Source organism: Paludibacterium sp. (assembly GCF_019232825.1).
GTDB lineage: Bacteria > Pseudomonadota > Gammaproteobacteria > Burkholderiales > Chromobacteriaceae > Paludibacterium.
Genome location: NZ_JAFAND010000043.1, coordinates 47,581 through 71,703, shown reverse-complemented (window position 1 = coordinate 71,703; position 24,123 = coordinate 47,581). Strand labels below are relative to the sequence as shown.

The window sequence follows — 24,123 nt, the reverse complement described above, 5'->3', positions numbered from 1 at the left end:
ATGAAACGATCCCTGGCTGTCTTTGGTCTTTTCCTCTGGCTTGCCGTGCTGACGGCCACGGCGCTGGGTGCCGGACTGCGCTTTGTCACCTTGCCGGCGGACGGCAATGGGCCGGCAATGCGTGTCGCGATATGGAGTCCTTGCACTCAGCCGGCAGATCGGATTGTCGTCGGTCCCTTCTCGCTGCCGGCGGTGCGCGATTGTCCCATTGAGGGCTCGGCACTGCCGTTGGTGGTGATGTCGCACGGCCACGCCGGCACCAATCTCGGGCACCACGATACGGCGGAGGCGCTGGCCAATGCCGGCTTCATCGTGGCCGCCGTCAATCACCCCGGCGACAATGCGCTCGACCACAGTCGCTCAGGCGATATCTCCGTGATGATCGAACGGCCTGAGGATATCAAACGGGTGGTCGATTACCTGCTCGGCGCCTTTCCGGACGCGTCCAGGATCGACTCCCGCCGCATTGGGATGTTTGGTTTTTCTCGCGGCGGCTATACCGCGCTGGTCCTCGCCGGCGGCTCCCCGGATTTTTTGCATGCCGATTTGCCTTGCCCCGAACCCGGCGCGCCGATCTGCGCAGAGGCCAGCCAACCGCAATGGGCGGCGCCACGCCTGATGCACGACTCCCGCATCAAAGCCGTGGTCGTGGCCGATCCGCTGAATGCCTTTCCCACGCCCGAAACGTTGCAAGGCGTGCGCATCCCCATGCAATTGTGGGCTTCGGCGCATGGCGGCGACGGCGTGATGCCGGCGCAAGTGGCCGCGCTGCGCAGCCATCTCCCGTTGACGCCCGAGTTTCACGACGTTCCCGGTAGCGGGCATTTCGCCTTCCTGGCGCCCTGCCCACCCGATCTGGCACGGGAAATACCGCAGATCTGCACCGATGCGCCAGGCTTTGACCGTGCGGCCTTTCACGCGACGTTCAATGCCGAAGTGCTGGCCTTCTTCCAGCGGACCCTAAACCCCACCTCTGCGCGGCCATAGGGACCCTTCGCTTTCGGAACGGTCCGATGCGGTCATGCGCAACCTCATCGGACCGGAGATGGTCAAAATCCCTTTTTCGAAAGCCACACCTATGTGTCCTGCCCTGCTCGACGCCGCGCCATGCGCCATGCCCGCCGCCGGCTCGCCTGCCGCGATTTACCAGCTGGCGGTTCATCCGGACACGCCAGACTTGGTTGAGGCGAGTTTGACATTGCCAGCGGACGGTGCCGGCGAGATGTGGCTCGGCGCGCAGGGCGTGACACGGGGGCTCAGCCATCAAATTCTTCAACCGCGTTGCGGCGCCGAGCCGCTCGTCGAACAGGATCGCGGCTGGGTCAAACCGGCCGGCTGTCGCCGTGTGGATTGGCAGATCCGCTTCGACACGGTGCGCGACGACGGGGCCGACCCGGCGCGGCAGCGCAGCCTGTACTTTCCTGACCGTTCGTGGTGGCTATTATCGGAAGGGACGTCGCTGCTGCGGCCAAAGCATGCCGGCTTGGCCAGACTGACGGCCAACTTGCCGGTACTGGGCGGCGGCGAGCCGGCGGCGAGCGCCTGGTTCTTGCCGGATGGCGACGCGCCGCCGGCGTTCTTCGCGCTCGGCAACGTAGCGGGAACCACCGTGGGGGCGCAAGGCGTGCGCGTCACCCATGTCGCCGACCGCCCCGAAGCGGTGTGGCGCATGGGGTTGATCGCGCTACAGCGGCGGGCGATGGCTTGGCTGACGGAAGTGATGCGCGTGGAGCGAGGGGGACGCCTGTTGGTGGTTTGGCTCGGTATGAACCCTGCAAGTGGCCGCGCCTCGGGCGCCGCCGGCGATCGCAGCTTTGTTTCCGGTTATGTCGCCGGCGACCCTCGTGGCAGCAGTCTGAGCTTGATGACCTTGGCGCATGAGCAGTTTCATCAGCTCGCGGCGCTGACCCGTCCGGGCGATCATCCGGCGTGGTATGGCGAAAGTCTGGCGCAGTTTTACGCTTTGCGGGCGCTCTCGCGACTGGGAAGCCGGCAACGCGAGATCCAGGCGCTGCGCGACAAATTCATCGACGCGAGCCGCCCCGTGCCGGCCACGCTATTGGACTGGCAGCGGCGGCACGAAGAGGGAGATGCGGCAGCTTATCCGCAGTTCTACACCCAAGGCGCCACCTTCTGGCATCAGCTCGACGCGCTGCTGCGCCAGGCGACGGAGGGTCAGCACACACTGGATCAGGACCTGCCCGCCCTGCTTGCACTGCCAACCGATGCCGCCACGCCGCTTCCGGCCACGCTGCGCCAACAATGGCGCACACAGGTCGGGCCGGCGGTGGACGTGCTGATTCGGCGCTACGTGGGCGGCTAGCGGCCAGAACGCCGCTTGCCGGCGGATAACGGGTTGGGCAGGCCGCGGCGCGACTCCTTGACGCGATACATGTCGTTGTCGGCCTTGCGAATCAGGTCTTGCGGCAAGGCGGCGTCGCTGGGGTAGTAACTGATACCGATGCTTGCGGAAATAAACAGCTCGTCACGGCCGAACAAGATCGGCGCCTCCAGCCGGCGCAGGATCTTGCGCACCAAAAGGGCCGCCGTCTCGCCGCTATTGAGGCCGGGAACAATGGCGATGAACTCGTCGCCGCCGAAACGGCCGACGGTATCGGATTTACGCAACGCCGCGACCAGGCGCTTGGCCACCTGAACCAGCACGCGATCACCGGCCTCATGGCCATAACGGTCGTTGATCTGCTTAAAATAATCCAGATCGATGAACAGCACGGCAAAATGGCCATCGCTGCGCTGGCAGCGGCGGATTTCCTGCCCAAGCCGGTCGAACAACAATACCCGGTTGATCAATCCGGTCAGCGAATCGTGGCTGGCCTGGAACAGAATCGTCTCTTGCGCCTGTTTGGTGTCGGTAATGTCCAGCATGACGCCGAATAGCTGATGCTGGTCGTGCTGCTCCAGGCGCATGCCGCGCAACGACAGCCAGCGGGTGTAGCCGTCCGCATTGATCATGCGCAGCTCCAGCCCAATCTGAGCGCCGTCGCGCGCGCAGGCGTTGATTTGATCGCGCCAGGCGCCGCGATCGTCGGCGGCGATCAGCGCCTCGAATTCGCCGAGCCCCCAATCGGGGCGCGTCGGCAAGCCCAGAAACCCTTGAGCCTCTTCCGACAACAATAGCGTGCGCAGCTGCATATCCAGGCGCCAGTGCCCCAGTCTCGCCACTTTCTCGGCCATGGCAAGCAGCTCCACCTGCTCTTCCAGCTCGCCATGCGATTCGCGCAACCGCCCCTCGACGTTCATGCGCTCGATGACGCCGCCAATCCAGCGCGCCAACAGTTTGACGAACACTTTGTCGTTATGATCGAACCCGTCGGGGCGCAAGACTTTGGAGCAGAAAGAGACCGTGCCGTACAGCTCGCCATGCACCCACAAGGGGGCGCCAATATAGGATTGATAGCCGAAGACCTGATAACAGGGGTGTTTCCCCCACTCGGAGTCTTTGAACGGGGATAGGGCCTGCACGTCGTGCGTGAGAACGGTGATGCTGCAATAGGTCTGCCCCAATGGCCACATTTGGCCATACTGCAAAATGCCTGGCGCGTTATGCGCCAGCAGCACAAAAGTATCGTCATGGATGCGGCTCGTCATGCCGAGTTCGAGCCCCAGCGTGCGCGCCCCCAGTTCCATCGCCTCGTCGAGCCAGCGCTGACGGTCCGATTCCGCCAGGGTCATGATATCCGCCAGAGCGGTTAACCGGTCGAGTTTGCGCGTCCGGCCGGTTTCCGCTTCGATCAATTCGGTGACGTCGGCCAAGCGCAGCAAGCGGCCGTGCCAATTCGGCAACGCACAAGGCATCTCCTCCAGCGCAATGATCGCGCCGGCCTTGCGACCGCTTTGCAGAACAAACAGCATGCCACGGAACACGGCATCGCTGCGTGGCACCGTCGAATCGGCACGTTTGAGTAGTTTGGAAAGTTTTTTGCCGGCCAGCCGGGACGGGGTTACGCCAAGCAGCGGCGGCACCAGCGGGTTGAATTGCCGTACCGTGCCATCAACGGAAAGCGCGAGCCACGCGTCTTTGGCACGGTCAAAGTGAAGTGTCCAGTCGGGGATATTGCTGTAATCGGTTTTTTCCACGACAGCCTCTGGGAAACACCCGCTTGTCTGTTTTGTTTTTAATTCACACCAGCAAGTTTGTCACTTGTCATTGCTCAAACTATATGGAAATAGCCGAGCCCCCACATCAACAACATGCAAGGTATCGCGGCGGCGATGTCGTCCAGCATCACGCCCAAACCGCCATGGACGCGCTCGTCAATCCAGCGAATCGGCCAGGGTTTGGCGATGTCGAACAAGCGGAATGCCGCGAACGCGATGATCCAGGCAAGCCAATTCGCCGGCGTCACCGATAGAATCAGCAGCATGGCCACCACTTCATCGAAGTTGGCGCCGCCGTGATCGTGCACGCCCAGCGCGCGATCGGTTTTTTCGCTGACATAGACGCCGAGCAGAAACAGCGGCAGGCACAGCAATGCCAACCACAAGCCGTCGATGCCCGCCAGCCGCAGCAGCCAGTAGCACGGGTACGCCGCCAAAGTGCCGAAGGTGCCCGGTGCCCAGGGAATGAGCCCACTGCCGAAACCAAAGGCGATGAAATAAGCCGGGTGGCTGGTGATGAACTTCAGGTCAGGCTTGATCTTGAAAGTGGTCAAATCCACTACTCCCCAAATGAATGTCGTTACCGGACGCATCCAAGAGCCGAGCAGGCCCCGGTTCGGGCAACACCCGGCCAATGCGCGTCACCGGACAAAGGGCCGACAGCGCGGCGATGTCGTCGCGCACGGCGACGGGGGCGGTGAAGCACAGCTCGTAGTCGTCGCCGCCCGCTGCCAAGCAATCGGCCAGCGCCAAGCGCCGCGCAGCCATCCACGGATGCGTCGGCAGCGTGTCGAACCAAATTTCAGCGTTCACCCCTGAGCGCGTCAAAATGTGGCCGAGGTCCGCCATCAAGCCATCGGAAACATCGATGCAGGCATGTGCCAGTGGCAGCAACGCCTGCCCCAGCGCCACGCGCGGCTGCGGCCACTCCAGTTGTGTGCGGCAATCGGCCAACACATCCGCGGGGGGCGGCTCGTCCAGCCGCCGATGCCGCAACGCCAGCGCGGCCAGCCCCAGCCGGCCGCTCACCCAAACATCGTCGCCAGCGCGTGCGCCGTGGCGGCATAAGGCCGTCCCTACGGGGGTCTCCCCCATCACGGTCACCGACAAGGTCAACGGACCACGCGTGGTATCCCCGCCAATCAATGCCACATCATGCGCGCGCGCGAGGGCGAACAGGCCGGAGGCAAAGGCCGAAAGCCAATCTTCATCCACCTGCGGCAGCGTCAACGCCAGCAACGCCCACCGGGGGCGCGCTCCCATGGCGGCCATATCCGACAGATTGACGGCGAGCGTCTTGTGCCCCAGCGCCGCCGGCGCGACATCGGCAAAGAAGTGACGCCCGCTGACCAGGGTGTCGACCGAGACGTGCACGTCGCCCCCCGGGCTTGGCCGCAGGATGGCCGCATCGTCGCCGATGCCCAACACGACTTGCCCATCGGGGTCTGGTGTCGTGAAATAGCGGCGAATCAAGTCAAATTCGTTCATGGCCAGGATGATGTAAAAACACCCGCCCAAAGGCGGGTGGCATTAAAAGGGTTGCAGGCGGCCCCTCAGCGCGACGGAACCGCGATCACTACGAGCGGCGTGCCGCCTCTTCTTCGCGGACTTGGGCCGCCAGCTTGTCCAGCACGCCATTGACGAACTTATGTCCATCGGTGCCGCCGAATGTCTTGGTAATCTCGATCGCTTCGTTGATGATGACCGGATAAGGCGTTTCCAAATGCTGCGTCAGCTCGAAAGCCGCCATCAGCAATACTGCGCGTTCGATCGGGCTGACATCCTCCGGGGCGCGTTCATAGTAACGAGCAACCAGAGCGGATAGTTGAGCGGCATCTTTCAGAACGCCGTACATCAGGGAGCGAAACAGGGTTTCGTCCGCCTTGGCGAAATATTCATTTTCGCGCAAGTGCTTTTCGATCGTGCTGGCGGCACGATCCGGATTCATCGTCCATTCATACAGCCCCTGGACCACGAATTCGCGCGCACGGCGACGGGCAGTTTTCATCAATGCAATTCCTTGTAAAGAACGAAGCCGTCCGCGTTACCCGCCGACGGCCTTGTCTATGACCTACACGTTCTCAGCGCAGCGCCTGCTGCAGCCGAGCCATTTCCACCGCCACGCGCGCGGCGTCGCGGCCTTTTTCCAGCATGCGCACTTCGGCTTGCTCGTCATTTTCGGTGGTCAGCACGGCGTTGGCCACGGGAATGCCGCTATCTAGGCCAATGCGGGTGAGTCCACTGCCGGCTTCGTTGGAGACCAGCTCGAAATGATACGTTTCGCCGCGGATAACCGCGCCTAGCGCGATGAGCGCGTCAAAACGGCCGCTCTTCGCCATGGTCTGCAGCGTCAGGGGGATTTCCAACGCGCCCGGCACCGTCGCCAACGTCACATCGGCCGGAGCGACGCCCAATACCGCCAACTCATCCAGGCAGGCATCGCGCAGTCCGCAGCAGACGTTTTCGTTGAAGCGGCTCATGGCGATGCCGACCTTCAGGCCGCTGCCGGTCAGGTTCGGGGCGATGCGATGGATGCTTTCCAGCATGTTCAACCTCGTGTTCTATGCGCAGAACAATCCATTTTAATCCATTTCCGTCATGCCGTGTTGCGGCTGACAGAAGCCCGTCACTTCCAGATCGAACCCGGCCATGCTCGGCAATGGACGGGGCGAGGACATCAGGCGCATCTTGCCCACGCCGATCGTTTTGAGAATTTGCGCGCCGATGCCAAAGGTCTTGCTATCCCAGGTCTGCGGGTCCGGCGTGCCCTGAGGCCACGCGCGCGCAAGCAAATCCTCGCTGGTTTCGGCGCGGTGCAGCAAGATCACCACGCCGCACCCCTGCTCTTCGATATATTCCAGCGCGTTAGGCACCGTCCAGGAATGGGGGCCGGACAGCGGATCGAGCAGATCCATGACCGATAGCGGCTCGTGCACGCGCACCGGCGTCTCGTGCGCGCAAGCGGGCTCCCCCTTCACCAGCGCCAAATGCGTGGCATGCGTCAGCACGTCACGGAAAACATGCAGATCGAAACTGCCGAACGGGGTGTCGACGGCGCGTTGGCCAACGCGTTCGACCACGCTTTCGGTGCGGCTGCGGTAGTGAATCAAATCGGAGATCGTACCGATGCGGATGCCATGTTCGGCCGCGAACGCCATGAGCTCCGGCAGGCGGGCCATGGTGCCATCGTCATTCATGATCTCGCAGATGACCGACGCCGGCGTCAAACCGGCCAGTTGCGCCAGATCGCAGCCGGCTTCGGTATGGCCGGCGCGCACCAGCACGCCGCCGGGCTGCGCCATCAGCGGGAAAATGTGTCCAGGCTGCACGAGATCGGCGGGGCGTGCGTTGTGCGCCACCGCCACCTGCACCGTGCGGGCGCGATCGGCGGCGGAAATGCCGGTGGTCACGCCGGTCGCCGCCTCGATGGATACGGTAAAGTTCGTGCCGTGCGAGGCGCCGTTGCGGCTGACCATCAACGGCAAGTTCAGCTGTTGGCAACGTTCGGCGCTTAGTGTCAGGCAAATGAGGCCGCGGCCGAACTTGGCCATGAAATTGATCGCCTCGGGCGTCACGAACTCGGCCGCCATGACCAGATCGCCCTCGTTCTCGCGATCCTCCGCATCGACCAGGATGACCATTTTGCCGGCTTTGATGTCGGCGACGATATCTTCCACCATGGAGATTGCCATGCGAGTTATCCTTTTTTATACGTTCTCTTGGGATTGTTGCCGAGCCAAAACCCGCTCGACGGTATCGACAATCGCTTGGGTTTGAGGGTCGATTTCGATGTTCACCCGCTCTCCCGGTGCACGCGCGCCAAGCGTGGTGCGCTGCAGGGTTTCGGGAATCAGATGCACGCAAAAACGCCGCGCCTCGACCGCGCCGATCGTCAGGCTGGCGCCATCGACGCCGATATACCCCTTGGTCAATACGTATTTCATGGCCTCAAGCGGCAACTCGAACCACAGGGTGAGATTGTCCGCCGAACGCACAACGTCGACGACCGTCGCCTGGCAGAAGATATGGCCGGACATGGCATGGCCGCCGATTTCGTCGCCAAAGCGCGCGGCACGTTCAAGATTGACGCGATCGCCCAGGCGCAACGCGCCCAGATTGGTGACGCGCAGCGTTTCCTGCATCAAGTCGAAGGCGACGCGGTCGCCCTCGACCGAAGTCACCGTCAAGCAGCAGCCGTTGTGCGCCACCGACGCCCCCGGCACCAAACCCTCGAGCATTTCCGGCGCCATGCGGATGACGTGACGGCGGAAATTTTGCTTTTCCTCCAGGGCGACCAACTCGCCCGTGCCCTGCACAATCCCGGTAAACATTTTGCTGTTCCTATTGGCTCGCCCGCCGCACGCGGGCAGTTAAGGTGTTCATGATACCCAAAACGCGCCACCTCATTTCTTTCGTTTGAGGCACCTGCCGGGCGCTCGCGGCGAAAAACACTATATCTTGATTGAACGCAAACATGGACTCTACATTTTGCAAATTTTCTTTCCCACATGGCGACGATTTGGCCTAGAGTACGGCCTCAGAATCCCGCGCCAACCGCCGCGGCGGACCAACGGCGCACAAAACAGCAAAACAAGAGAATCCGTACATGCTTCAGGTCAAAAAGCGCGATGGCGCCATTGTTCCCTACGATGCCAGCAAAATTGCCGATGCCTGCCTGCGTGCCGCCAAGGCCGCCGGGTATCCGACGCCGCGAGAACTGGCCGGTCGTATCGCCGATGAAATCGAACTCGCCTGCCGTGCTCAGCCGCACACATTGATCGATATCCCCACCTTGCAGCAAAGCGTCGAAGACGCGCTCATGCGTCACTATCCCGATGTTGCCCGCGTCTACATCGAGTATCGTCACGAACGAGACACGATCCGCGCGCAAGGGTCGGCGCTGCATGCCAAGCTGATGGGGCTCGTTCATAAGACCGACGAGGAAGCCACCACCGAAAACGCCAATAAGGACGCCAACGTTTTCCCGGTGATGCGCGACCTGATGGCGGGGATCGTCTCGCGGCAATTCGCCAGCACCTTCCTGCCCAAGGACATTCTGAGCGCACATCAAAGTGGCGACATCCACTATCACGACTTGGATTATTCGCCTTTTCTGCCGTTCACCAACTGCTGTCTCGTCGACCTGCAGGGCATGCTGCAAAATGGCTTCCGTCTCGGCAACGCCAAGATCGAGAGCCCGAAGTCGGTCGGCGTGGCCTGCGCCGTGACCGCCCAGATCATCGCCCAGGTGGCAAGCCACCAGTATGGCGGCACCACCATCCCCAACATCGATCAGACCCTGGCGCCGTACGTTCAGAAAAGCTACGAAAAGAATCTGGTCATCGCCCAGCAGTATCGGATTCCCGAGCCGGAACGCTATGCGCGCGAGCGCACCGAGAAGGAAACCTACGACGGCATTCAGGCGTGCGAATACGAGATCAATACGCTCTTCAGCTCCAACGGCCAGCAGCCGTTCGTGACGTTCTCCTTCGGCATGGGCACGAGCTGGCAGGCGCGCGCCATCCAGGAGGCTATTTTGCGCGTGCGCATCCGCGGCCTGGGCAAGGAAGGCGTGACGCCGGTATTCCCCAAGCTGGTGATGTTCCTGGACGAAGGCATCAATCTGCGGCCGCAAGATCCCAACTACGACCTCAAGCAACTGGCCTTGGAGTGCGCGTCCAAACGCATGTACCCGGATATCATCTCCGCCCGCCTCAATCGCCAGATCACCGGTTCGAGCGTGCCGGTATCGCCCATGGGGTGTCGTAGCTTCCTCTCGGCTTGGCATGACCCATCCGGGCAGGAAGTGCTCGATGGCCGTAACAACTTGGGCGTGGTGAGTTTGAACCTGCCTCGCATCGCGCTGGAAAGCGCAGGCGACCGCGAGCACTTCATGCGCTTGCTCGACGAGCGGTTGGCGTTGTGCTTCCGTGCGCTGATGACGCGCATCACCCGACTGGAAGGCGTCAAAGCCAACATCGCGCCGATTCTGTACACCGAAGGCGCCTTCGGCACCCGGCTCGCGCCGGACGACGACATCATGATGCTGTTTAAAGACGGCCGCGCCTCGATTTCGCTCGGCTATATCGGTCTGCACGAAGTCGGCACAGTGCTGTTCGGCGGCCACCCCGCCGACGACAAAGCGTCGCAAGACTTCCTGCATGGCGTCGTGCGCCGCATGAGCGAGGCGACCAAAGCATGGCGCCAGGAAACCGGATTTGGTTTCTCGCTTTACTCCACGCCGAGCGAATCGCTCTGCCACCGATTCTGCAAACTCGACCAGGCCCGCTTCGGCATGGTGCCGGAGATCACCGACAAGGGCTATTACACCAACTCGTTCCACCTGGACGTGCAACGCAAGGTCAACCCGTTCGAGAAAGTCGATTTCGAGCAGGGCTACGCCGAGCTCGCCAGCGGCGGCCACATCAGCTACGTCGAGCTGCCCAATATGCAGCATAACCTCAAGGCCTTGGAGCGGATTTGGGATTACGCGGTCGAGCACGTCCCCTACTTTGGCACCAACACGCCGGTCGACTCCTGCGGCGAATGCGGCTTCATGGGCGAAGCGCAGGCCACGGCGGAAGGATTCACCTGCCCGCAGTGCGGCAACCGCGACAGCGCCTCGCTGTCGGTGACGCGGCGGGTGTGCGGCTACTTGGGCAGTCCGAACGCGCGCCCCTTCAACGCCGGCAAGCAGAAAGAAGTGATGCGCCGGGTAAAACACTTGGCGACCCCCTCGGTGGCATGAATTACGACCGCTACTACACCGACGACCTGGTAAACGGCGAAGGCATCCGGTTGACGCTGTTCGTCACCGGCTGCCTGCACGCCTGCCCGGGCTGCTACAACCGCTCGACTTGGAACCGTAAGGCCGGTTCGCCATTTACCGAGGCGGTGCGCGACAAAATTCTGGATCTGTGCGCTCGTCACGACGGCTTGAGCTTGAGCGGCGGCGATCCGCTTTTTCCGCACAATCGCCCGGCCATTCTGGATCTCTGCCAGCGGTTCAAGGCGCGCTACCCGGACAAGGATATTTGGCTGTGGACCGGTTACGAGCATGCCGCGGTGCGCGACCTGCCGATTCTGCAATGGGTGGATGTGCTGATAGACGGCCGCTTCCATCAAGACCAGCCGACGACGCTGCCTTGGCGAGGCTCGGCCAATCAGCGCCTCATCCGTTTGCGTCAGCCGTCAGTCGCCGGCCAGATGGTACCGTAGCCAAAACGTCTCGCGGCAGGCGTTGCCGAATGTTTTATTCGCCGGAATCACCGTCTCGGCGCCCTGCGTCAGCACTTCATAGGTAATCCAACATTCGGCGCAGGCCAACTCGCTGGGAAACCGGTCGCGCTCCACGGTTCGGCGGATAACCACGCCATCGTCGAAGCGGTACGACGCGGTCTCGCGCTCGACATCAAACCCCTGGTCGCGCCACGCTTCGGTCTTTTTGTCGCAATGCGCGATTTCGCCGGCAAGGATCGCCCGAGCGTAATGGACCAAATGCATGCGCAGGCTCACTGTCCGCGTTGCGACGACATACCGTACTCGATCGGCGTCAGTGCGTAGAACACGTCGACGCCATGGTCCGCCAGCAAGGCGAAAACGGCATCCACCTCCTCTTGCGACAGTGCCATGGTAATCTCCTGCGGCCGGCCGGAAAGTTCGAAAAAGTGACTGGCATGGATGCGGCCGTCACGACCGAAGCCTTCGTCGGCGCCGATCAGCGTTGCGCCGCGCACGCCGACATCACGCACCTGTTCGAGCAACCACTGCGCCAGCGGCCGGCCATGCACCAATCGGTCATCCGGACTGAAAAACGTCAGCTGATAGCCTTGCATACACCTTGCCTAGAACGAGTTATATACGCGTTTATTCTACCGCTTGATATGCATTCAGCCCAGATGCATCCATAGCCCCCCCCCTAGACAGAGCGCCCCCCATTCCGCGCAGCGGGTTCCGTGCCGGCATCGCGCGCCAAAGCGCGCTCGATGCGCCGGTCAGGCACCAGCCACAGCAACGCCACAGCGCCGTAGAGCAGCCCGCCCGCCCACGGATGCAGCCATGACAACCCTATCCCAAACAGATAGAGCACTTGTGAAGCCATGCCCTTGCCGTCGTGACCGACTTCGCGCGCCAGGACGGAGTCGCAGCCTGCGCTGGCGAGAATGCTGTGCAACAACAGCCAGTAAGCCACGCCCGCCATGAACAACACGAGGCCATACAGCATCATCGGCGTGGCGGCGAACCCGCTCTGCCCGGCCCAGGCCGTCATGAACGGCAACAGCGACAACCAGAACAGCAGGTGCAGGTTGGCCCACATGATCCTGCCGTTCACCTGATGCACGGCGTGAACCAAATGGTGATGATTGTTCCAGTAGATGCCGACGTAGACGAAACTTAATACATAGCTGGCCAATACCGGCCACAAGGCATTAAGCGCCGCCAACCCGCTTTGCTCCGGCACTTTGAGCGCCAGCACCATGATGGTGATGATGATGGCCAACACCCCATCGCTGAACGCCTCCAATCGCCCTCGCCCCATCGTGCCCTCCTTGCTGTTTTAGTGTTGCAAGCAACCCATTTAGGTAACAATACCTTTATGAGATATTCAAATCACCAACAATAATCCAAATAAACGACACAATCAGTCAGACAAGAAGGGAGCCCATGGACCGACTCGATGCCATGCGCGTATTTGTCCGCGTGGCGGAAACGGGGAGCTTCACGCGCACGGCGGATAGCCTGGCGCTGCCGCGCGCCACCGTCTCCGCCGCCATTCAACAACTGGAGGCTGAGTGGGCCACTCGGCTGTTCCACCGCACCACGCGCCGGGTGCAATTATCGCGGGATGGCGAAACGGCGCTGGAGCGGTGCAGGCAGTTGCTCGTTGAACTAGACGAGCTTCAAGGCCACTTCGCCAGTGGCGAGGCGCCGCTAACCGGTCGGTTGAAAGTGGAAGCGCCCAGCCGATTTGCCCGCAACGTACTGGCGCCTGCGCTGCCTAGTTTTTTGGCCGACCATCCCGAACTGACGCTGGAGCTAGGCAGCAGCGATCGGCAAGTCGACCTGGTACGCGAAGGCGTCGACTGCGTGTTACGCGTCGGCGCACTGGTCGACAGCTCGCTGGTCGCGCGGCCCCTGGGCGAAATGGCGATGATCAATTGCGCGAGCCCTGGTTATTTGGCGCAGCATGGCACACCGCAGCACCCCAGCGACTTATCGCGGCACTGGATGGTCAACTATGCCGTATCGCCATCCGGCAAGGTCAGCCCGTGGAGCTGGCAGCAAGCGGGCCGCGAGCATCATCTCGACCTGCCAGGGCGGGTGACGGTCGATAGCGCCGAGATGTATGTCGCCTGCGCGCTGGCCGGCATGGGGCTCATCCAGATACCGGCGCACGACGTCGATAAATTGATTGCCACTGGCGCGCTGGTGGAAGTCCTGGCCGACTGGCATCCGTCGCCGATGCCGATTTGGGCGGTTTATCCGCATCGGCGTCATGTGCCGCGCCGCGTTCAGCTATTCATCGACTGGCTGCAGGGGCTCATGGCCGGCCAGACTGGCTGATCGCTCCCCAAGGGGCGAGCCGGCGGCATGGCACACCATTGGATATCCGGCAGGGCCGCTGGCATGCGTAATCGCCGCGCCGGCCCCCAGCCGGTCATCTCTTGCGCCGGCGTCAGATCCAATGCGGTTTCGCTGGAAAATGCCGCCAGATCGCCCGTTTTTTGCCCTGCCGACTGCAACCACTCGGCCACCCGCGCCAATGACGTGCGGGCCAGCCACCCATGTCCGTCACGCTGCTGCTCGGTGAGGCCGCGCAGCGCCGCCGCTGCGACCAGATAGCCGGCGGCATGGTCCAGCGCCTGCACCGGCAAAGGAGTGGGACGGTCCCGCCCCCATACGCGCATGCCGGCCTCGGCGATGCCGCAGCTCATTTGCACCAAGCTATCGAAGCCTCGCCGCATCGCCCAAGGCCCCTCCCAGCCATAGGCATCCAGCGCCACCTCGACCAAAGACGGGTTGATTGCGCGCCGGCTCGCCTCGTCCAAGCCGAGCCGATCGAGCGCATCGCTGCGGTAACCATGAATCAGCACATCCGCGTCGGCCAGCAACGCGGTGAGCGTGGACAACCCCTCTGTTGTTTTCAAATCCAACCGTGCGGTGCGCTTGCCGACTGTCAGTTCCTGTTCGGCGCCAGGCTCCTCCCAGCGCGGCGGATCGATGCGCAGCACGTCGGCGCCCGCTGCGGCCAGGAAACGGGTCGCCACCGGCCCGGCAATGATGCGCGTCAGATCCAGCACCCGTATCCCCGCCAATGGCCGCGAGACATCCCCCGCCGGATGGCGCGGCGCGACAGCGGCATCGAAGCGCCGCACCGACACCAGCGGCGCGTCAGCCACCGCCCGCCCTTGAGGGTGGCGCAGCCACGCCGCGTGGTCGCGCATCACGGCGGCACATCCCCCGGCCGCCACCACCGCGGATTCCAGCGCGTCGGCAGACCAGCCTCGCACCGCGCGCGCCACGGCTTCGCGCTCCCCGGCGACGCCCAGTACCGCCAACGCCGCCTGCCGGTGATGCGGTGCGTTGGTATGCAAGCGAATCCAGCCGTCCTGGGCGAGATAGTCGCCCGCCACGGCGTCCCAAACCGGCGGCAAGGCCCATCCTATCGGCCGTAGCGAACTGGCGAACCACAGGGAGGCTAAACGGCGGTCCACCACGACCGCTTCGGGCAGGCCAACGACCTGCGCGCGCCACTCCGCCAACGCCAACGCGGCGACGGCGACACTGCCCGCAGCCAGGTCGCTCGTGGCAAAAACCGAAGGTAGCGCGCCGTCTTCACCAAAGCGCACGGCGGCACAGCGCGCGGACGCGCCGCGCAAGGCCGCCCAGGCTTGTTGCAAGAACCATTCCGATTGCTCGAATCGTGTCGAAGAAACATGCTGCATAGCAAAAACTCCGTGACGAGATGCTTTCACTTTATGCATTGCAGATATATAGTCAATATTGATTGAATTAATCAACCTATTGGGACACGCCATGGCGCAGACGTTAACCGCTCAAGAAGCCGCCGAGTTGCTGGGAGTGACGCGGCAGACGCTCTACGCCTATGTCAGCCGCGGATTATTGACCACCGAGACGGGGGACACCCCGCGCGAACGGCGCTATCCGGCGCACGAGGTCATGGCGCTAAAAGCCTCGCGCCAACAAGGGCGCGCGCCGCGTGCGGTGGCCCAGGCCACGCTCGACTGGGGCCTGCCAGTGATGCCCTCGGCCATTACGCTGATCGATCAAGGACGGCTGTATTACCGTGGCCAGAACGCCGCGACATTAGCGCGCGAGGCAAGCCTGGAGGAGACGGCAGCCCTGCTGTGGCAACTGCCGCAGAGCGCCTTGCGCCGCGACAGCCCTTGGCCGGACGAGGGCTTGGCGCGGCAAGACTCGCCCGAGTGGCTGCTAAACCGCTTTGTTCACGTGAGCGAGCGGCTGGAAGAGGATGTGGGGCCAGGAAGCGATGCGCGGCAGGCCGAACGCAGCGGTGCCGCATTGCGCGCCATGGCGTTCGGCGTTTGCGGTCGACAGGACGCGGGCCTGCCCATCCATCACCTGTGCGCGCGGGCATGGCAACTTGATGAATGGCAAGCGGATCGATTGCGGATGGCGCTGGTGCTGTGCGCCGACCATGAGCTCAATCCGTCAAGCTTTGCCGCCCGCTGTACCGCCGCAACCGGCGCCAGCACCCGAGCGGCACTGATCGCGGCGCTCGCCACGTTGTCCGGGCCACGGCACGGCGGTGCCACGGCACGGGTGGCGGCGCTGTTCAACGAGATATCGGCCAGTGATGCCGCCGAGGTGCTGCGCGCCCGCCTGGCGCGAGGCGACGCCATTGAGGGATTCGGACATCCGCTCTATCCGCAGGGCGACCCGCGCGCCGCTCAAATCCTGGCGGGACTGCCCCACGACCCGATCGCCGAGGCCATCGTCAACGCCATGTCGAGCCTGACGGGACTCTCGCCTTCGCTGGATTTCGCGCTCGTGGCGCTAAGCCGCGCGCTCGCCCTGCCCCGTGGCGCGGCTTTTGGCTTATTCGCGCTCGGTCGTTGTGTCGGCTGGATTGCGCACATCTTGGAACAGCGCGCGAGCGGGGGGCCGATACGTCCGCGCGCGCACTACGTCGGCGAGCCGCCTAGGGCCTGGCCCTAGAGGCCATCAGCCGAGCTGAGAGGTGCAATGCGGACAGCGCGAGGCCTCGACGTGCACCTCGGATTTACAGAAGTCGCACGTTTTGGTTTGCGGCAAGGCCTGCTGCGACGCCTCTTCGCGCTTAAGCCGGTTGATCAACTTGAGCAGCAGAAAAATGGCAAACGCCACGATGGTGAAGCTCACCATCGCGTTGACGAACAGGCCGATATTCAGCGTGACCGCGCCGGCTTGCTTGGCCGCGGCCAGCGATACATAGGGGCCGGCTTGCTTCGTGCCTTGTTTGAGTACGAAAAACAGGTTGGTGAAATCTACATTGCCGATCAATAAGCCGATCGGCGGCATGATGACGTCGTCGACCAGCGATTTGACGATCGTACCGAATGCGCCGCCGACCACGACACCGACGGCCAGATCGACCACATTGCCCCGCATGGCGAAAGTTTTGAATTCTTCGAATAGCTTCATCCCGCATCCTTTTCAGACAGGATCTGTATTTTGCCTTAGCCGTATACAACTGCAAATGCTAATCATCTAAAATATCATCAGATAAACTTATGGTGCCCCTTATGCTGAGCGATCGTTTTGGCCGCACTATCGATTATCTGCGTGTCTCGGTGACTGATCGCTGCGATCTGCGCTGCCAGTATTGCATCCCTAAAGGCTTCAAGGACTTCGAGACGCCGGCGCACTGGCTGACTTTTGATGAAATAACCCGCGTGGTGGGACTGTTCGCGCGCATGGGGACGCATCACATACGCCTAACCGGCGGCGAGCCGCTACTGCGCCACCAACTACCCGATCTGGCCGCACGCCTTGCGGCATTGCCGGGCATCGCCGATCTGTCCATCAGCACCAACGGCACGCAACTGGGCCGGTTCGCCGAACCGTTGCGTCAAGCCGGCGTGCGCCGGCTCAACGTCAGCCTGGATTCGTTGCGCGCCGACGGCGTGCGCGCCATGAGCGGCGCCGATAGCATGGCTGCTGTGTTGGAAGGCCTCGCGGCGGCCAAGGCGGCGGGGTTCGACGCCATCAAAATCAATATGGTGCCGATTGCCGGCGTCAACGATGGCGATATCGAAGCCATGGTGGCGTTTTGCATCGAACATGGGTTTATCTTGCGGCTGATCGAGGCGATGCCGATGGGGCCCACAGGCCAGGCGAGCCACTCGCCCGATCTTGCGCCCATCGTGGACCATCTGGCGCGACGTCATGCGCTGACGCCGTCGGCGGCGCCCTTGGGTGCCGGGCCTGCCCGCTATTGGCGATCGCACGACGGCGGTTTTACCCTGGGGCTGATCACACCGTTGTCCCAGCATTTTTGCGCCACCTGCAACCGTGTACGGCTATCGGTGGACGGCACGCTGTATCTCTGCCTGGGACAGGAGGCCAGCTATGCGTTACGTCCGCTGCTGCGCGCCGGCGTCAGCGACGACGATTTGGAGCAGGCAATTCGCGCGGCAATCGAGCTGAAGCCGGAAAGGCACGAATTCGTCGAGGCTCCCGGCAAGATCATGCGCATCATGGCCAAAACGGGGGGCTAGGGCCTGTCTGCAAACTATTTGCGGCTGCGGCCGGTGTCCGCCGGATGCAGCGCGAGGAGAGCGCCCCGCCGCAGTGTCATTCACTGCCAGGGGCAAGCGACAACGCGATGCGCCGGCAGATGCCGGCCCCGAAGGGCTGACCTGTCAAACGGCCATCTGCGTCGTTGGGCGGCTTGGCCTTAGAATGACTAAGGCCTGCGCCCCCCGCCTAGCATCTGGCCGTTTGCCAGGCCAGCGCAGTTCACAAATAGTTTGCAGACAGGCCCTAGGGCCGGTCTGCAAACACCCCCTAGGATGAGGTGGCCTCCAGGTGCGGCTGGGCCGCCCCACTCGCCACCATATAGCCGTTACGCCCATTTTTTTTCACCTGGTACATGGCGAGATCCGCGGCGCTCAAGAGCGACGACGCCTCTTGACCATGATCGGGGCAGAACGCCAGGCCGATGCTCAACGAGACGCCGATCTGGCGTCCTTCCACCTCGAACGGAACCTGGAACGCGCGCAATAGCCGCTGCGCCAGTGCCGCGCAGCTTTCGCCTTGATCCGGCTCGACCAGCACCACGAACTCGTCGCCGCCGACCCGGGCAACCAAATCCCCCTTGCGCACGGTTTCCGACAAGCGCTGCGCCACCGCAACCAACAACAGGTCTCCCGCGCCATGGCCATAGATGTCGTTGACCATTTTGAAGCCGTCCAGATCAATGAAGGCGAGGCCCAGCCGCGTTTGATTGCGCTGAGAACGATGGATGGCGGCTTCAAAATTTTGCAGAAAGGCCCGCCGATTGGTCAGTTGGGTCAGCGCATCGTGGATGGCATCGTTGATCAATTGTGCCTGCCGCTGTTCGCCTCGGCGCTGTTCGCCTCGCAACAGCCACCACCATAGCCCGGTCGAAACGGCGATATAGCCGCTGCCGAACATCGCCGCGCCATGCGAAAAAAGCGAACCGCCCCAGCCAAGATCAAGGCTCAGCAACAATAGCCCGGACATGGCGCCGTAGATCACGGCAAATCGTAAGGGAAAACGCATTGCGCACCTCGATGGCGGCGGCGGCGACGGATACCTCTTTGTATGTCAGATTCGATGAAAAAGCATTCGGACGATGGGGTCTTTGTCGATTGTGCACCGCTACCGCGTGATTTATTATTTAACTAACCATTTAACAAAGGGACTGTCCGCAGCCCGACAGGAAGGAACCGTTCGATGGCCCAATTACCCGACCAAGCGCTGGAGCAAGTTGCCCAGTATTTTCAGACGCTGGCCGAACCCACCCGATTGAAAATTCTCAACGAACTGCGCTCGGGCGAGCGCAATGTCGGCGAGTTGGCGCAGATTTGCGCCTGCACGCTGGCCAATGTCTCCAAGCATTTGTCGGTGTTGGCCAAGCATGGGCTTGTCATGCGCGAAAGCCGAGGCACCAGCGTCTATTACCGCATCAATGACCCGAGCGTTTATGCGCTATGCGACCTGGTCTGCGGGAATATCTTGCGCCAAATCGAACAACAAACGCAGTTTGCCGATTTGATTCGGCAGGCGGGCGCCCGTTAAGGGCGCGCAAGACGGCCGATTTGTCCCATTCGCTGCACCGGTGTATGGTAGTCACATGGCATTACGCCATGACCGGCGATGGATTGAGATGCGCACTCTCGGGAGAGATACTATGTATCAGCGTATTTTTGTTCCAGTGGACAATAGCGAGGCGTCGTTCCTCGCCCTGACCGAAGCCTGCAAGCTGGCCAAACTGAATGGCGGTAAAGTGCGCATCGCGCACGTCGCCAACATGAATCAGCCAGGATGGGGCAATACCGACTTCGTTCCCAACACCGACATGCAACAGATCGCCGACGAACAGAGCGAGATCCTGTTGCAGGCCAAGGAGTTGGCGCAGTCCTACGGCGTCGAATCGGAGTGCAAGGTCATCAAGAATTGGGTCGATAAGATTCCCAACGTCTTAGCGGAAGACGCAAAGGCGTGGCAGGCTGACCTGATTGTCATGAACACCCATGGATGGACGGGGCTCAAGCGGCTGCTGTTAGGCAGTGTTGCCGAAGGGTTGCTGCGCGCCACCACGATTCCGGCGCTGATGATTCGCTCCGCTTCCGACGATGAAACCTGATGCCTTGCGGGTGGAATGAAAACGGGGGCACCAAAGTGCCCCCGTTTTTTGCTTAAATGGACTCGACTGGCAAACCGGCGGCGTCGAACACCCCCTCGAACAGCACCGAACTCAAATAACGCTCGCCCGAGTCGGGCAGGACGACCACGATCGTCTTGCCGGCATTTTCCGGCAGCTTGGCCAAGCGTGCTGCCACGGCAACCGCCGCGCCGCTGGAAATACCGGACAACACCCCCTCTTCTTTCGCCAGCCGGCGCGCATAGGCAACCGCTTCTTCATTGCTGACTTGCTCGATCTCGTCGACCAGCGACAGGTCCAGCACGTCCGGCACAAAGCCCGCGCCAATCCCTTGGATCTTGTGCGGACCAGGCTTGAGTGGCTCGCCCGCGCGCGCTTGACTCAGCACAGGGCTTGCCGCCGGCTCGACCGCCACCGAACGCACGGCTTTGCCGCGAGTACGCTTCAAATAACGTGACACGCCGGTGATTGTGCCGCCGGTACCGACGCCGGAAACGAAGATATCGACCTCGCCGCCGGTGGCATCCCAGATTTCCGGCCCGGTCGTCTCCTCATGGATAGCGGGGTTGGCGGGGTTTTTGAACTGTTGCAGCAGCACATAGCGGCCAGGCTCGGAGGCGGCGATCTCTTCCGCGCGGGCGATGGCGCCGGGCATGCCGCGCGCGCCTTCGGTCAGGATCAATTTGGCGCCGAACGACAGCAGTAGCTTGCGGCGTTCAATGCTCATGGTTTCCGGCATGGTTAGCGTCAGCGGAATACCGCGCGCGGCGGCCACAAAAGCCAGCGCGATGCCGGTATTGCCGCTGGTCGGTTCGATCAATTCCTTGCCCGGGCCCAGCAGCCCGCGTTTCTCCGCATCCCAGATCATTGCCGCGCCGATGCGGCACTTGACCGAATATGCCGGGTTACGGCCTTCGATTTTTGCCAGGATGATTGCCTGAGCGCCGTCGGCGATACGGTTGAGCCGAACCAGCGGGGTATTGCCAATCGACTGGGAGTTGTCTGCGAACCACTTGACCATCTCGGTTTCTCCTGTGGATAGAAGCATCAGGGACTCTACTCTAGACGCTTACACTTATTCTACAAAAGAATAAAAAATAATATTATTCCGCCGGACAGGCATAAGACAAAACAAAACCGGCCGGTTTGATCCCGGTCAGCCGTACCATCAGACCAACGTACTATATTGATTTTATCCCCCATACGTTCTGCATGGCGCGGACAGCGTTTGACGCTCTGCCGGCCCGCCTGATATGGTGGGCAGCGTGAATTCGCGCCCTTTTTCGTTCGCTAAGGAGAAAAGCAATGTCCCAACAAAGCGTGGCACCGGAAAATGAACAATTGTTGCAGGATGTGCGGCAGGTTCTCGCCAATACGGAAGATCTGTTGCGCACCGCCGGCGACGAGGGTGGCGAAAAGTTGCGCGAACTGAAAAATCGCATCGGCGCCAATCTGTCGCATGCCAAGACCCGCCTCATCGAGGCCGAGCACGCGTTGTCCGGCAAGGCCAAAGCAGCCGCAAAAGCCACCGACCAATACGTGCACGACAATCCCTGGAAGTCGATCGGCATCGCCGCAGGCATCGGTCTGTTGCTCGGCATGCTCATCTCGCGTCGTTGATCTCATGACTGAATCATCGGCGCCTTCCACCCGGCCCGGAACGCTACGCGCGTTACTGGGCCGTTTCATTTCGCTCGCGCTCGTCCGTGCCGAGCTGTTTTCCATCGAGGCGCGCGAGCAGAAAGAAATGCTGCTAGGCCAGCTTGCGCTCGGATTTTTGGCTTTTTTCGCGCTCCTGGTCGCCTTGATGGCTGGGCTCCTATTCGTGGTCGTGATCACGCCGGTGGGCGCCAGGCCGCTGGTGCTGGGCGGGATTGCGCTTGGCGCCCTGCTGATCTGTCTGGCGCTGCTATGGCGGCTCGTCATGCGGCTCAGAAACCAACCGCCGGCTTTTGACGTCACGCTGACGGAAATCCGCAAGGATTGCCAAACGCTATTCAACCTGCGGGACTGACGATGACAGCCAAGGAACGCGAACAACGCAAGACGCTGCTCTTGATCAAAGGCGATGCGCTGCGCCTGCAATTGGGCCTGGAGATTCAGCTGCTGCAGCGGCACTGGTCGCTGGTCGGCGCGCTAAGCCGCTTGATGCCGCAAGCCGTGGGACTATGGGGCTCGGGCAACAGTGCGCCGCGCGGACTGTGGCGGCTGGCCCGCCTCGTTCTGGGCGCGCTGGGACTGTGGCGGGGGGTGCTCGGCTGGTTGAGGCGCAACTGACGGATGAGCGCTTCCGCCCACGCGCCGAACATCGGTATCACCTGGTACGCCACCCATCAACCCGGTTGCTCGATCTGGTCCAATGGCACGCTGCAAAATGTTCTGCTGCTTTTTTATCTGCTGAAATCGGCCGGTGCCGGCAATATCTGGCTGATCAACGGCGGCGATGCCGGCACGCTACCGCCCGCCCTGCGACTGGCTGAGCCGGATCTGCCACTGGTGCGCTTCGCCGAGGTGGCGGATCAACTCGACGTCTTGATCGAAGGCGGGGCGCAAGTGCAGCCGGAGCAAGCCGAGGCCGTGCACCGTCGCCATGGCATCGTGTTGGCCTACCGCTGCGGCAACGACTACATCATGGATGCCGAGCGCATCTGTTTCAATCTGCCGTCCGGCTCCGCCTTCAACGGCACGGTATTTGACGAGATCTGGACGCAGCCGCAACACGAAAAGATGTGCCGTAGCTTTTGGGAGCTGGCGCTGCGGGCACCGGTTCGCATCATGCCGCATATCTGGAGCTCGCGCTTTATCCGCCAGGAGCTTGCCAACCTGGCCCGCAACGAGCCGGATCTGTCGTTCGGCTATAGCCCGAACGCGACCGGCGGCAAACGCGTCGCGGTGTTCGAACCCAACCTCAACGTGGTCAAAACGTTTCTCACGCCGCTATTGATCTGCGAAGCCGCATACCGTCAGGCGCCCCAAGCGTTGCAGGCCGTATTCATCACCAATACCAGCGGCCTGACCTCCCATCCGAGCTTTCAAGGCTTCGCCGCCGCCACCGACCTGTACCGAGACAAGAAGGTCACTTTCGAGGCGCGCTATCGCATCCCGATGTTCCTGGCGCGCTTCACCGATATCGTGGTCTCGCACCAGTGGGAAAATGGCCTCAACTATCTGTATTACGATGTGCTTTACGGCGGCTATCCGCTGGTGCACAACTCCCCGTATCTGCGCGACGTCGGTTATTACTACCCCGACTTCGACGCCGAGGCCGGCGCCCGCGCGCTACTGACGGCGGTGCGGCAGCACGACAGCCGCATCGACGATTACCGCCAACAAGCCGACCGCTTGCTGTCGCGGGTGGATATCGCGCACCCCGACAACCAGCGCAGCCATATGCACCGGATTCACGCGTTGCTGGCGGCGCGGCGCGGCGGCCTGTGACGATGAAGCTCACCGCCCTACTGCGCGCCCGCCCCCGCTTGCTCATGGCGGGGTTCTTGGCTTTGGCCGTTGGCACATTCGCGCCAACGGCCGCCGCGCCACTGGACCGAACCCTGCTGGCGTGGAATGGCGGCTGCTGGTTTTATTTGCTGGCCTTATGGGAGCTGATGCTGCGCGCCACACCGGAGCGCATCCGCCATATCGCGCGGCTCGAGGATGAAGGCGCGGTCGCGGTGCTTACCGCGGTAAGCATCGGCATGGTCATGAGCCTGTTGGCCATCATCCTGGAGCTGGCCAGCGCCAAAGGGCTCACCGGCACGGCACGTGACGCGCACCTCGCGCTGGCGGGCGCCACGCTGCTGGCGGCATGGCTGCTCTTGCCCACCATGTTTGCCATGCACTACGCGCATATGTTCTATGGCGCGCGCGAAGAAGCGAGGCCCTTGCTGTTTCCCGACCGACCCGCTACGCCGGATTATTGGGATTTTGCCTACTTTTCCTTCACGATCGCCGTGGCATCCCAGACCGCCGATATCGCCCCAGGCAACCGTGCGGCGCGCCGTGCCGTGCTGGCGCAATCCATTCTGGCTTTTGTGTTCAATACCAGCGTGCTGGCCATGTCGATCAACGTCGCCGCCAGCCTGGTGAGTTAACCCGTCATCGCGGCATTAATTAAGCAAAATCAAAACCAT

General features: G+C 62.2%; 28 protein-coding genes. 14 read left to right on the top strand and 14 right to left on the bottom strand.

The annotated features are described in order from the left end of the window. Both JOZ06_RS05210 and JOZ06_RS05205 read left to right on the top strand, forming a co-directional pair. Window positions 1–987 carry a prolyl oligopeptidase family serine peptidase gene (locus JOZ06_RS05210; protein WP_293229559.1) on the top strand — a complete coding sequence of 329 codons (987 nt, stop codon included), beginning with the start codon at window positions 1–3 and terminating at the stop codon, window positions 985–987. Between the two features lie 91 nt (window positions 988–1,078). Next, complete coding sequence (locus JOZ06_RS05205) at window positions 1,079–2,323, top strand: hypothetical protein (RefSeq protein WP_293229558.1); 1,245 nt, start codon at window positions 1,079–1,081, stop codon at window positions 2,321–2,323. Here JOZ06_RS05205 and JOZ06_RS05200 read toward each other — a convergent pair. From JOZ06_RS05200 to JOZ06_RS05170, 7 genes are all read right to left on the bottom strand, one after another. Further along, a complete protein-coding gene (locus JOZ06_RS05200; protein ID WP_293229555.1) occupies window positions 2,320–4,098 on the bottom strand; it encodes a sensor domain-containing diguanylate cyclase in 1,779 nt (592 codons plus the stop codon). The two genes, JOZ06_RS05205 and JOZ06_RS05200, sit on opposite strands and share 4 nt — an antisense overlap. A 74-nt stretch (window positions 4,099–4,172) precedes the next feature. Next, on the bottom strand, window positions 4,173–4,673 hold the full coding sequence (locus JOZ06_RS05195; protein WP_293229552.1) for a phosphatidylglycerophosphatase A: 501 nt from the start codon (window positions 4,671–4,673) through the stop codon (window positions 4,173–4,175). After that, entirely contained in the window at window positions 4,648–5,607 is a 960-nt protein-coding gene (thiL, locus tag JOZ06_RS05190; RefSeq protein WP_293229549.1) for a thiamine-phosphate kinase, read from the bottom strand. Before thiL ends, JOZ06_RS05195 begins: the two co-directional genes overlap by 26 nt. Before the next feature lie 88 nt (window positions 5,608–5,695). Next, window positions 5,696–6,127, bottom strand: coding sequence for a transcription antitermination factor NusB (gene nusB / locus JOZ06_RS05185; protein WP_293229547.1), 432 nt, complete (start codon window positions 6,125–6,127; stop codon window positions 5,696–5,698). A 73-nt stretch (window positions 6,128–6,200) separates the two neighbouring features. Continuing rightward, window positions 6,201–6,665, bottom strand: a complete 465-nt coding sequence (gene ribH, locus JOZ06_RS05180) for a 6,7-dimethyl-8-ribityllumazine synthase (RefSeq protein ID WP_293229545.1) — start codon at window positions 6,663–6,665, stop codon at window positions 6,201–6,203. A 36-nt stretch (window positions 6,666–6,701) separates the two neighbouring features. Then, complete coding sequence (ribBA, locus tag JOZ06_RS05175) at window positions 6,702–7,811, bottom strand: bifunctional 3,4-dihydroxy-2-butanone-4-phosphate synthase/GTP cyclohydrolase II (RefSeq protein ID WP_293229541.1); 1,110 nt, start codon at window positions 7,809–7,811, stop codon at window positions 6,702–6,704. Between the two features lie 15 nt (window positions 7,812–7,826). After that, the gene (locus JOZ06_RS05170; protein ID WP_293229538.1) at window positions 7,827–8,450 is read right to left on the bottom strand and encodes a riboflavin synthase subunit alpha; all 624 of its coding nucleotides are present in this window, start codon (window positions 8,448–8,450) and stop codon (window positions 7,827–7,829) included. Between the two features lie 275 nt (window positions 8,451–8,725). Between JOZ06_RS05170 and nrdD the strand changes: the two genes are divergently transcribed. Then, window positions 8,726–10,867, top strand: a complete 2,142-nt coding sequence (gene nrdD / locus JOZ06_RS05165) for an anaerobic ribonucleoside-triphosphate reductase (protein WP_293229535.1) — start codon at window positions 8,726–8,728, stop codon at window positions 10,865–10,867. After that, the gene (nrdG, locus tag JOZ06_RS05160) at window positions 10,864–11,337 is read left to right on the top strand and encodes an anaerobic ribonucleoside-triphosphate reductase activating protein (RefSeq protein ID WP_293229533.1); all 474 of its coding nucleotides are present in this window, start codon (window positions 10,864–10,866) and stop codon (window positions 11,335–11,337) included. Before nrdD ends, nrdG begins: the two co-directional genes overlap by 4 nt. On the opposite strand, the gene JOZ06_RS05155 is transcribed toward nrdG, so the two are convergent. The 3 genes from JOZ06_RS05155 to JOZ06_RS05145 form a co-directional block, all read right to left on the bottom strand. After that, on the bottom strand, window positions 11,311–11,622 hold the full coding sequence (locus JOZ06_RS05155) for a hypothetical protein (RefSeq protein ID WP_293229530.1): 312 nt from the start codon (window positions 11,620–11,622) through the stop codon (window positions 11,311–11,313). The two genes, nrdG and JOZ06_RS05155, sit on opposite strands and share 27 nt — an antisense overlap. Before the next feature lie 8 nt (window positions 11,623–11,630). Continuing rightward, the gene (locus JOZ06_RS05150; protein ID WP_293229527.1) at window positions 11,631–11,954 is read right to left on the bottom strand and encodes a DUF190 domain-containing protein; all 324 of its coding nucleotides are present in this window, start codon (window positions 11,952–11,954) and stop codon (window positions 11,631–11,633) included. 83 nt (window positions 11,955–12,037) lie between these two features. After that, window positions 12,038–12,658, bottom strand: a complete 621-nt coding sequence (locus JOZ06_RS05145) for a TMEM175 family protein (RefSeq protein ID WP_293229525.1) — start codon at window positions 12,656–12,658, stop codon at window positions 12,038–12,040. A gap of 125 nt (window positions 12,659–12,783) precedes the next feature. Here JOZ06_RS05145 and JOZ06_RS05140 point away from each other — a divergent pair, with 125 nt between their 5' ends. After that, complete coding sequence (locus JOZ06_RS05140) at window positions 12,784–13,683, top strand: LysR family transcriptional regulator (RefSeq protein WP_293229522.1); 900 nt, start codon at window positions 12,784–12,786, stop codon at window positions 13,681–13,683. Here JOZ06_RS05140 and JOZ06_RS05135 read toward each other — a convergent pair. Continuing rightward, entirely contained in the window at window positions 13,632–15,065 is a 1,434-nt protein-coding gene (locus tag JOZ06_RS05135) for a CoA transferase (protein ID WP_293229519.1), read from the bottom strand. The two genes, JOZ06_RS05140 and JOZ06_RS05135, sit on opposite strands and share 52 nt — an antisense overlap. A gap of 91 nt (window positions 15,066–15,156) precedes the next feature. On the opposite strand from JOZ06_RS05135, the gene JOZ06_RS05130 reads away from it, so the two are divergent. Next, the gene (locus JOZ06_RS05130; protein WP_293229516.1) at window positions 15,157–16,320 is read left to right on the top strand and encodes a citrate synthase family protein; all 1,164 of its coding nucleotides are present in this window, start codon (window positions 15,157–15,159) and stop codon (window positions 16,318–16,320) included. A 6-nt stretch (window positions 16,321–16,326) separates the two neighbouring features. Here JOZ06_RS05130 and mscL read toward each other — a convergent pair whose 3' ends face one another. Further along, window positions 16,327–16,785, bottom strand: a complete 459-nt coding sequence (mscL, locus tag JOZ06_RS05125) for a large-conductance mechanosensitive channel protein MscL (protein WP_293229514.1) — start codon at window positions 16,783–16,785, stop codon at window positions 16,327–16,329. A 101-nt stretch (window positions 16,786–16,886) separates the two neighbouring features. Between mscL and moaA the strand changes: the two genes are divergently transcribed. Beyond that, window positions 16,887–17,861, top strand: a complete 975-nt coding sequence (moaA, locus tag JOZ06_RS05120; RefSeq protein WP_293229512.1) for a GTP 3',8-cyclase MoaA — start codon at window positions 16,887–16,889, stop codon at window positions 17,859–17,861. Window positions 17,862–18,150: 289 nt separating this feature from the next. Here the strand turns inward: moaA and JOZ06_RS05115 are convergent, their stop codons facing one another. Further along, complete coding sequence (locus JOZ06_RS05115; protein WP_293229510.1) at window positions 18,151–18,888, bottom strand: GGDEF domain-containing protein; 738 nt, start codon at window positions 18,886–18,888, stop codon at window positions 18,151–18,153. Between the two features lie 174 nt (window positions 18,889–19,062). Between JOZ06_RS05115 and JOZ06_RS05110 the strand changes: the two genes are divergently transcribed. Both JOZ06_RS05110 and JOZ06_RS05105 read left to right on the top strand, forming a co-directional pair. Beyond that, on the top strand, window positions 19,063–19,407 hold the full coding sequence (locus JOZ06_RS05110; RefSeq protein WP_293229507.1) for a metalloregulator ArsR/SmtB family transcription factor: 345 nt from the start codon (window positions 19,063–19,065) through the stop codon (window positions 19,405–19,407). Between the two features lie 112 nt (window positions 19,408–19,519). Then, complete coding sequence (locus tag JOZ06_RS05105; protein WP_293229504.1) at window positions 19,520–19,975, top strand: universal stress protein; 456 nt, start codon at window positions 19,520–19,522, stop codon at window positions 19,973–19,975. A 52-nt stretch (window positions 19,976–20,027) separates the two neighbouring features. Here the strand turns inward: JOZ06_RS05105 and cysK are convergent, their stop codons facing one another. Further along, complete coding sequence (gene cysK / locus JOZ06_RS05100; RefSeq protein ID WP_293229501.1) at window positions 20,028–21,041, bottom strand: cysteine synthase A; 1,014 nt, start codon at window positions 21,039–21,041, stop codon at window positions 20,028–20,030. A 257-nt stretch (window positions 21,042–21,298) separates the two neighbouring features. Between cysK and JOZ06_RS05095 the strand changes: the two genes are divergently transcribed. From JOZ06_RS05095 to JOZ06_RS05075, 5 genes are read left to right on the top strand one after another with little or no spacing between them, the layout of a single operon-like run. Continuing rightward, entirely contained in the window at window positions 21,299–21,613 is a 315-nt protein-coding gene (locus tag JOZ06_RS05095) for a DUF883 family protein (protein WP_293229498.1), read from the top strand. 4 nt (window positions 21,614–21,617) lie between these two features. Continuing rightward, window positions 21,618–22,007: a phage holin family protein gene (locus JOZ06_RS05090; protein WP_293229496.1), complete on the top strand. Its 390-nt coding sequence runs from the start codon at window positions 21,618–21,620 to the stop codon at window positions 22,005–22,007. A 2-nt stretch (window positions 22,008–22,009) separates the two neighbouring features. Beyond that, window positions 22,010–22,270 carry a hypothetical protein gene (locus JOZ06_RS05085; RefSeq protein ID WP_293229493.1) on the top strand — a complete coding sequence of 87 codons (261 nt, stop codon included), beginning with the start codon at window positions 22,010–22,012 and terminating at the stop codon, window positions 22,268–22,270. Window positions 22,271–22,273: 3 nt separating this feature from the next. Continuing rightward, the gene (locus tag JOZ06_RS05080) at window positions 22,274–23,431 is read left to right on the top strand and encodes a DUF2827 family protein (protein WP_293229491.1); all 1,158 of its coding nucleotides are present in this window, start codon (window positions 22,274–22,276) and stop codon (window positions 23,429–23,431) included. 2 nt (window positions 23,432–23,433) lie between these two features. After that, on the top strand, window positions 23,434–24,084 hold the full coding sequence (locus JOZ06_RS05075; RefSeq protein ID WP_293229489.1) for a DUF1345 domain-containing protein: 651 nt from the start codon (window positions 23,434–23,436) through the stop codon (window positions 24,082–24,084). The last annotated feature ends 39 nt before the right edge of the window (window positions 24,085–24,123 follow it).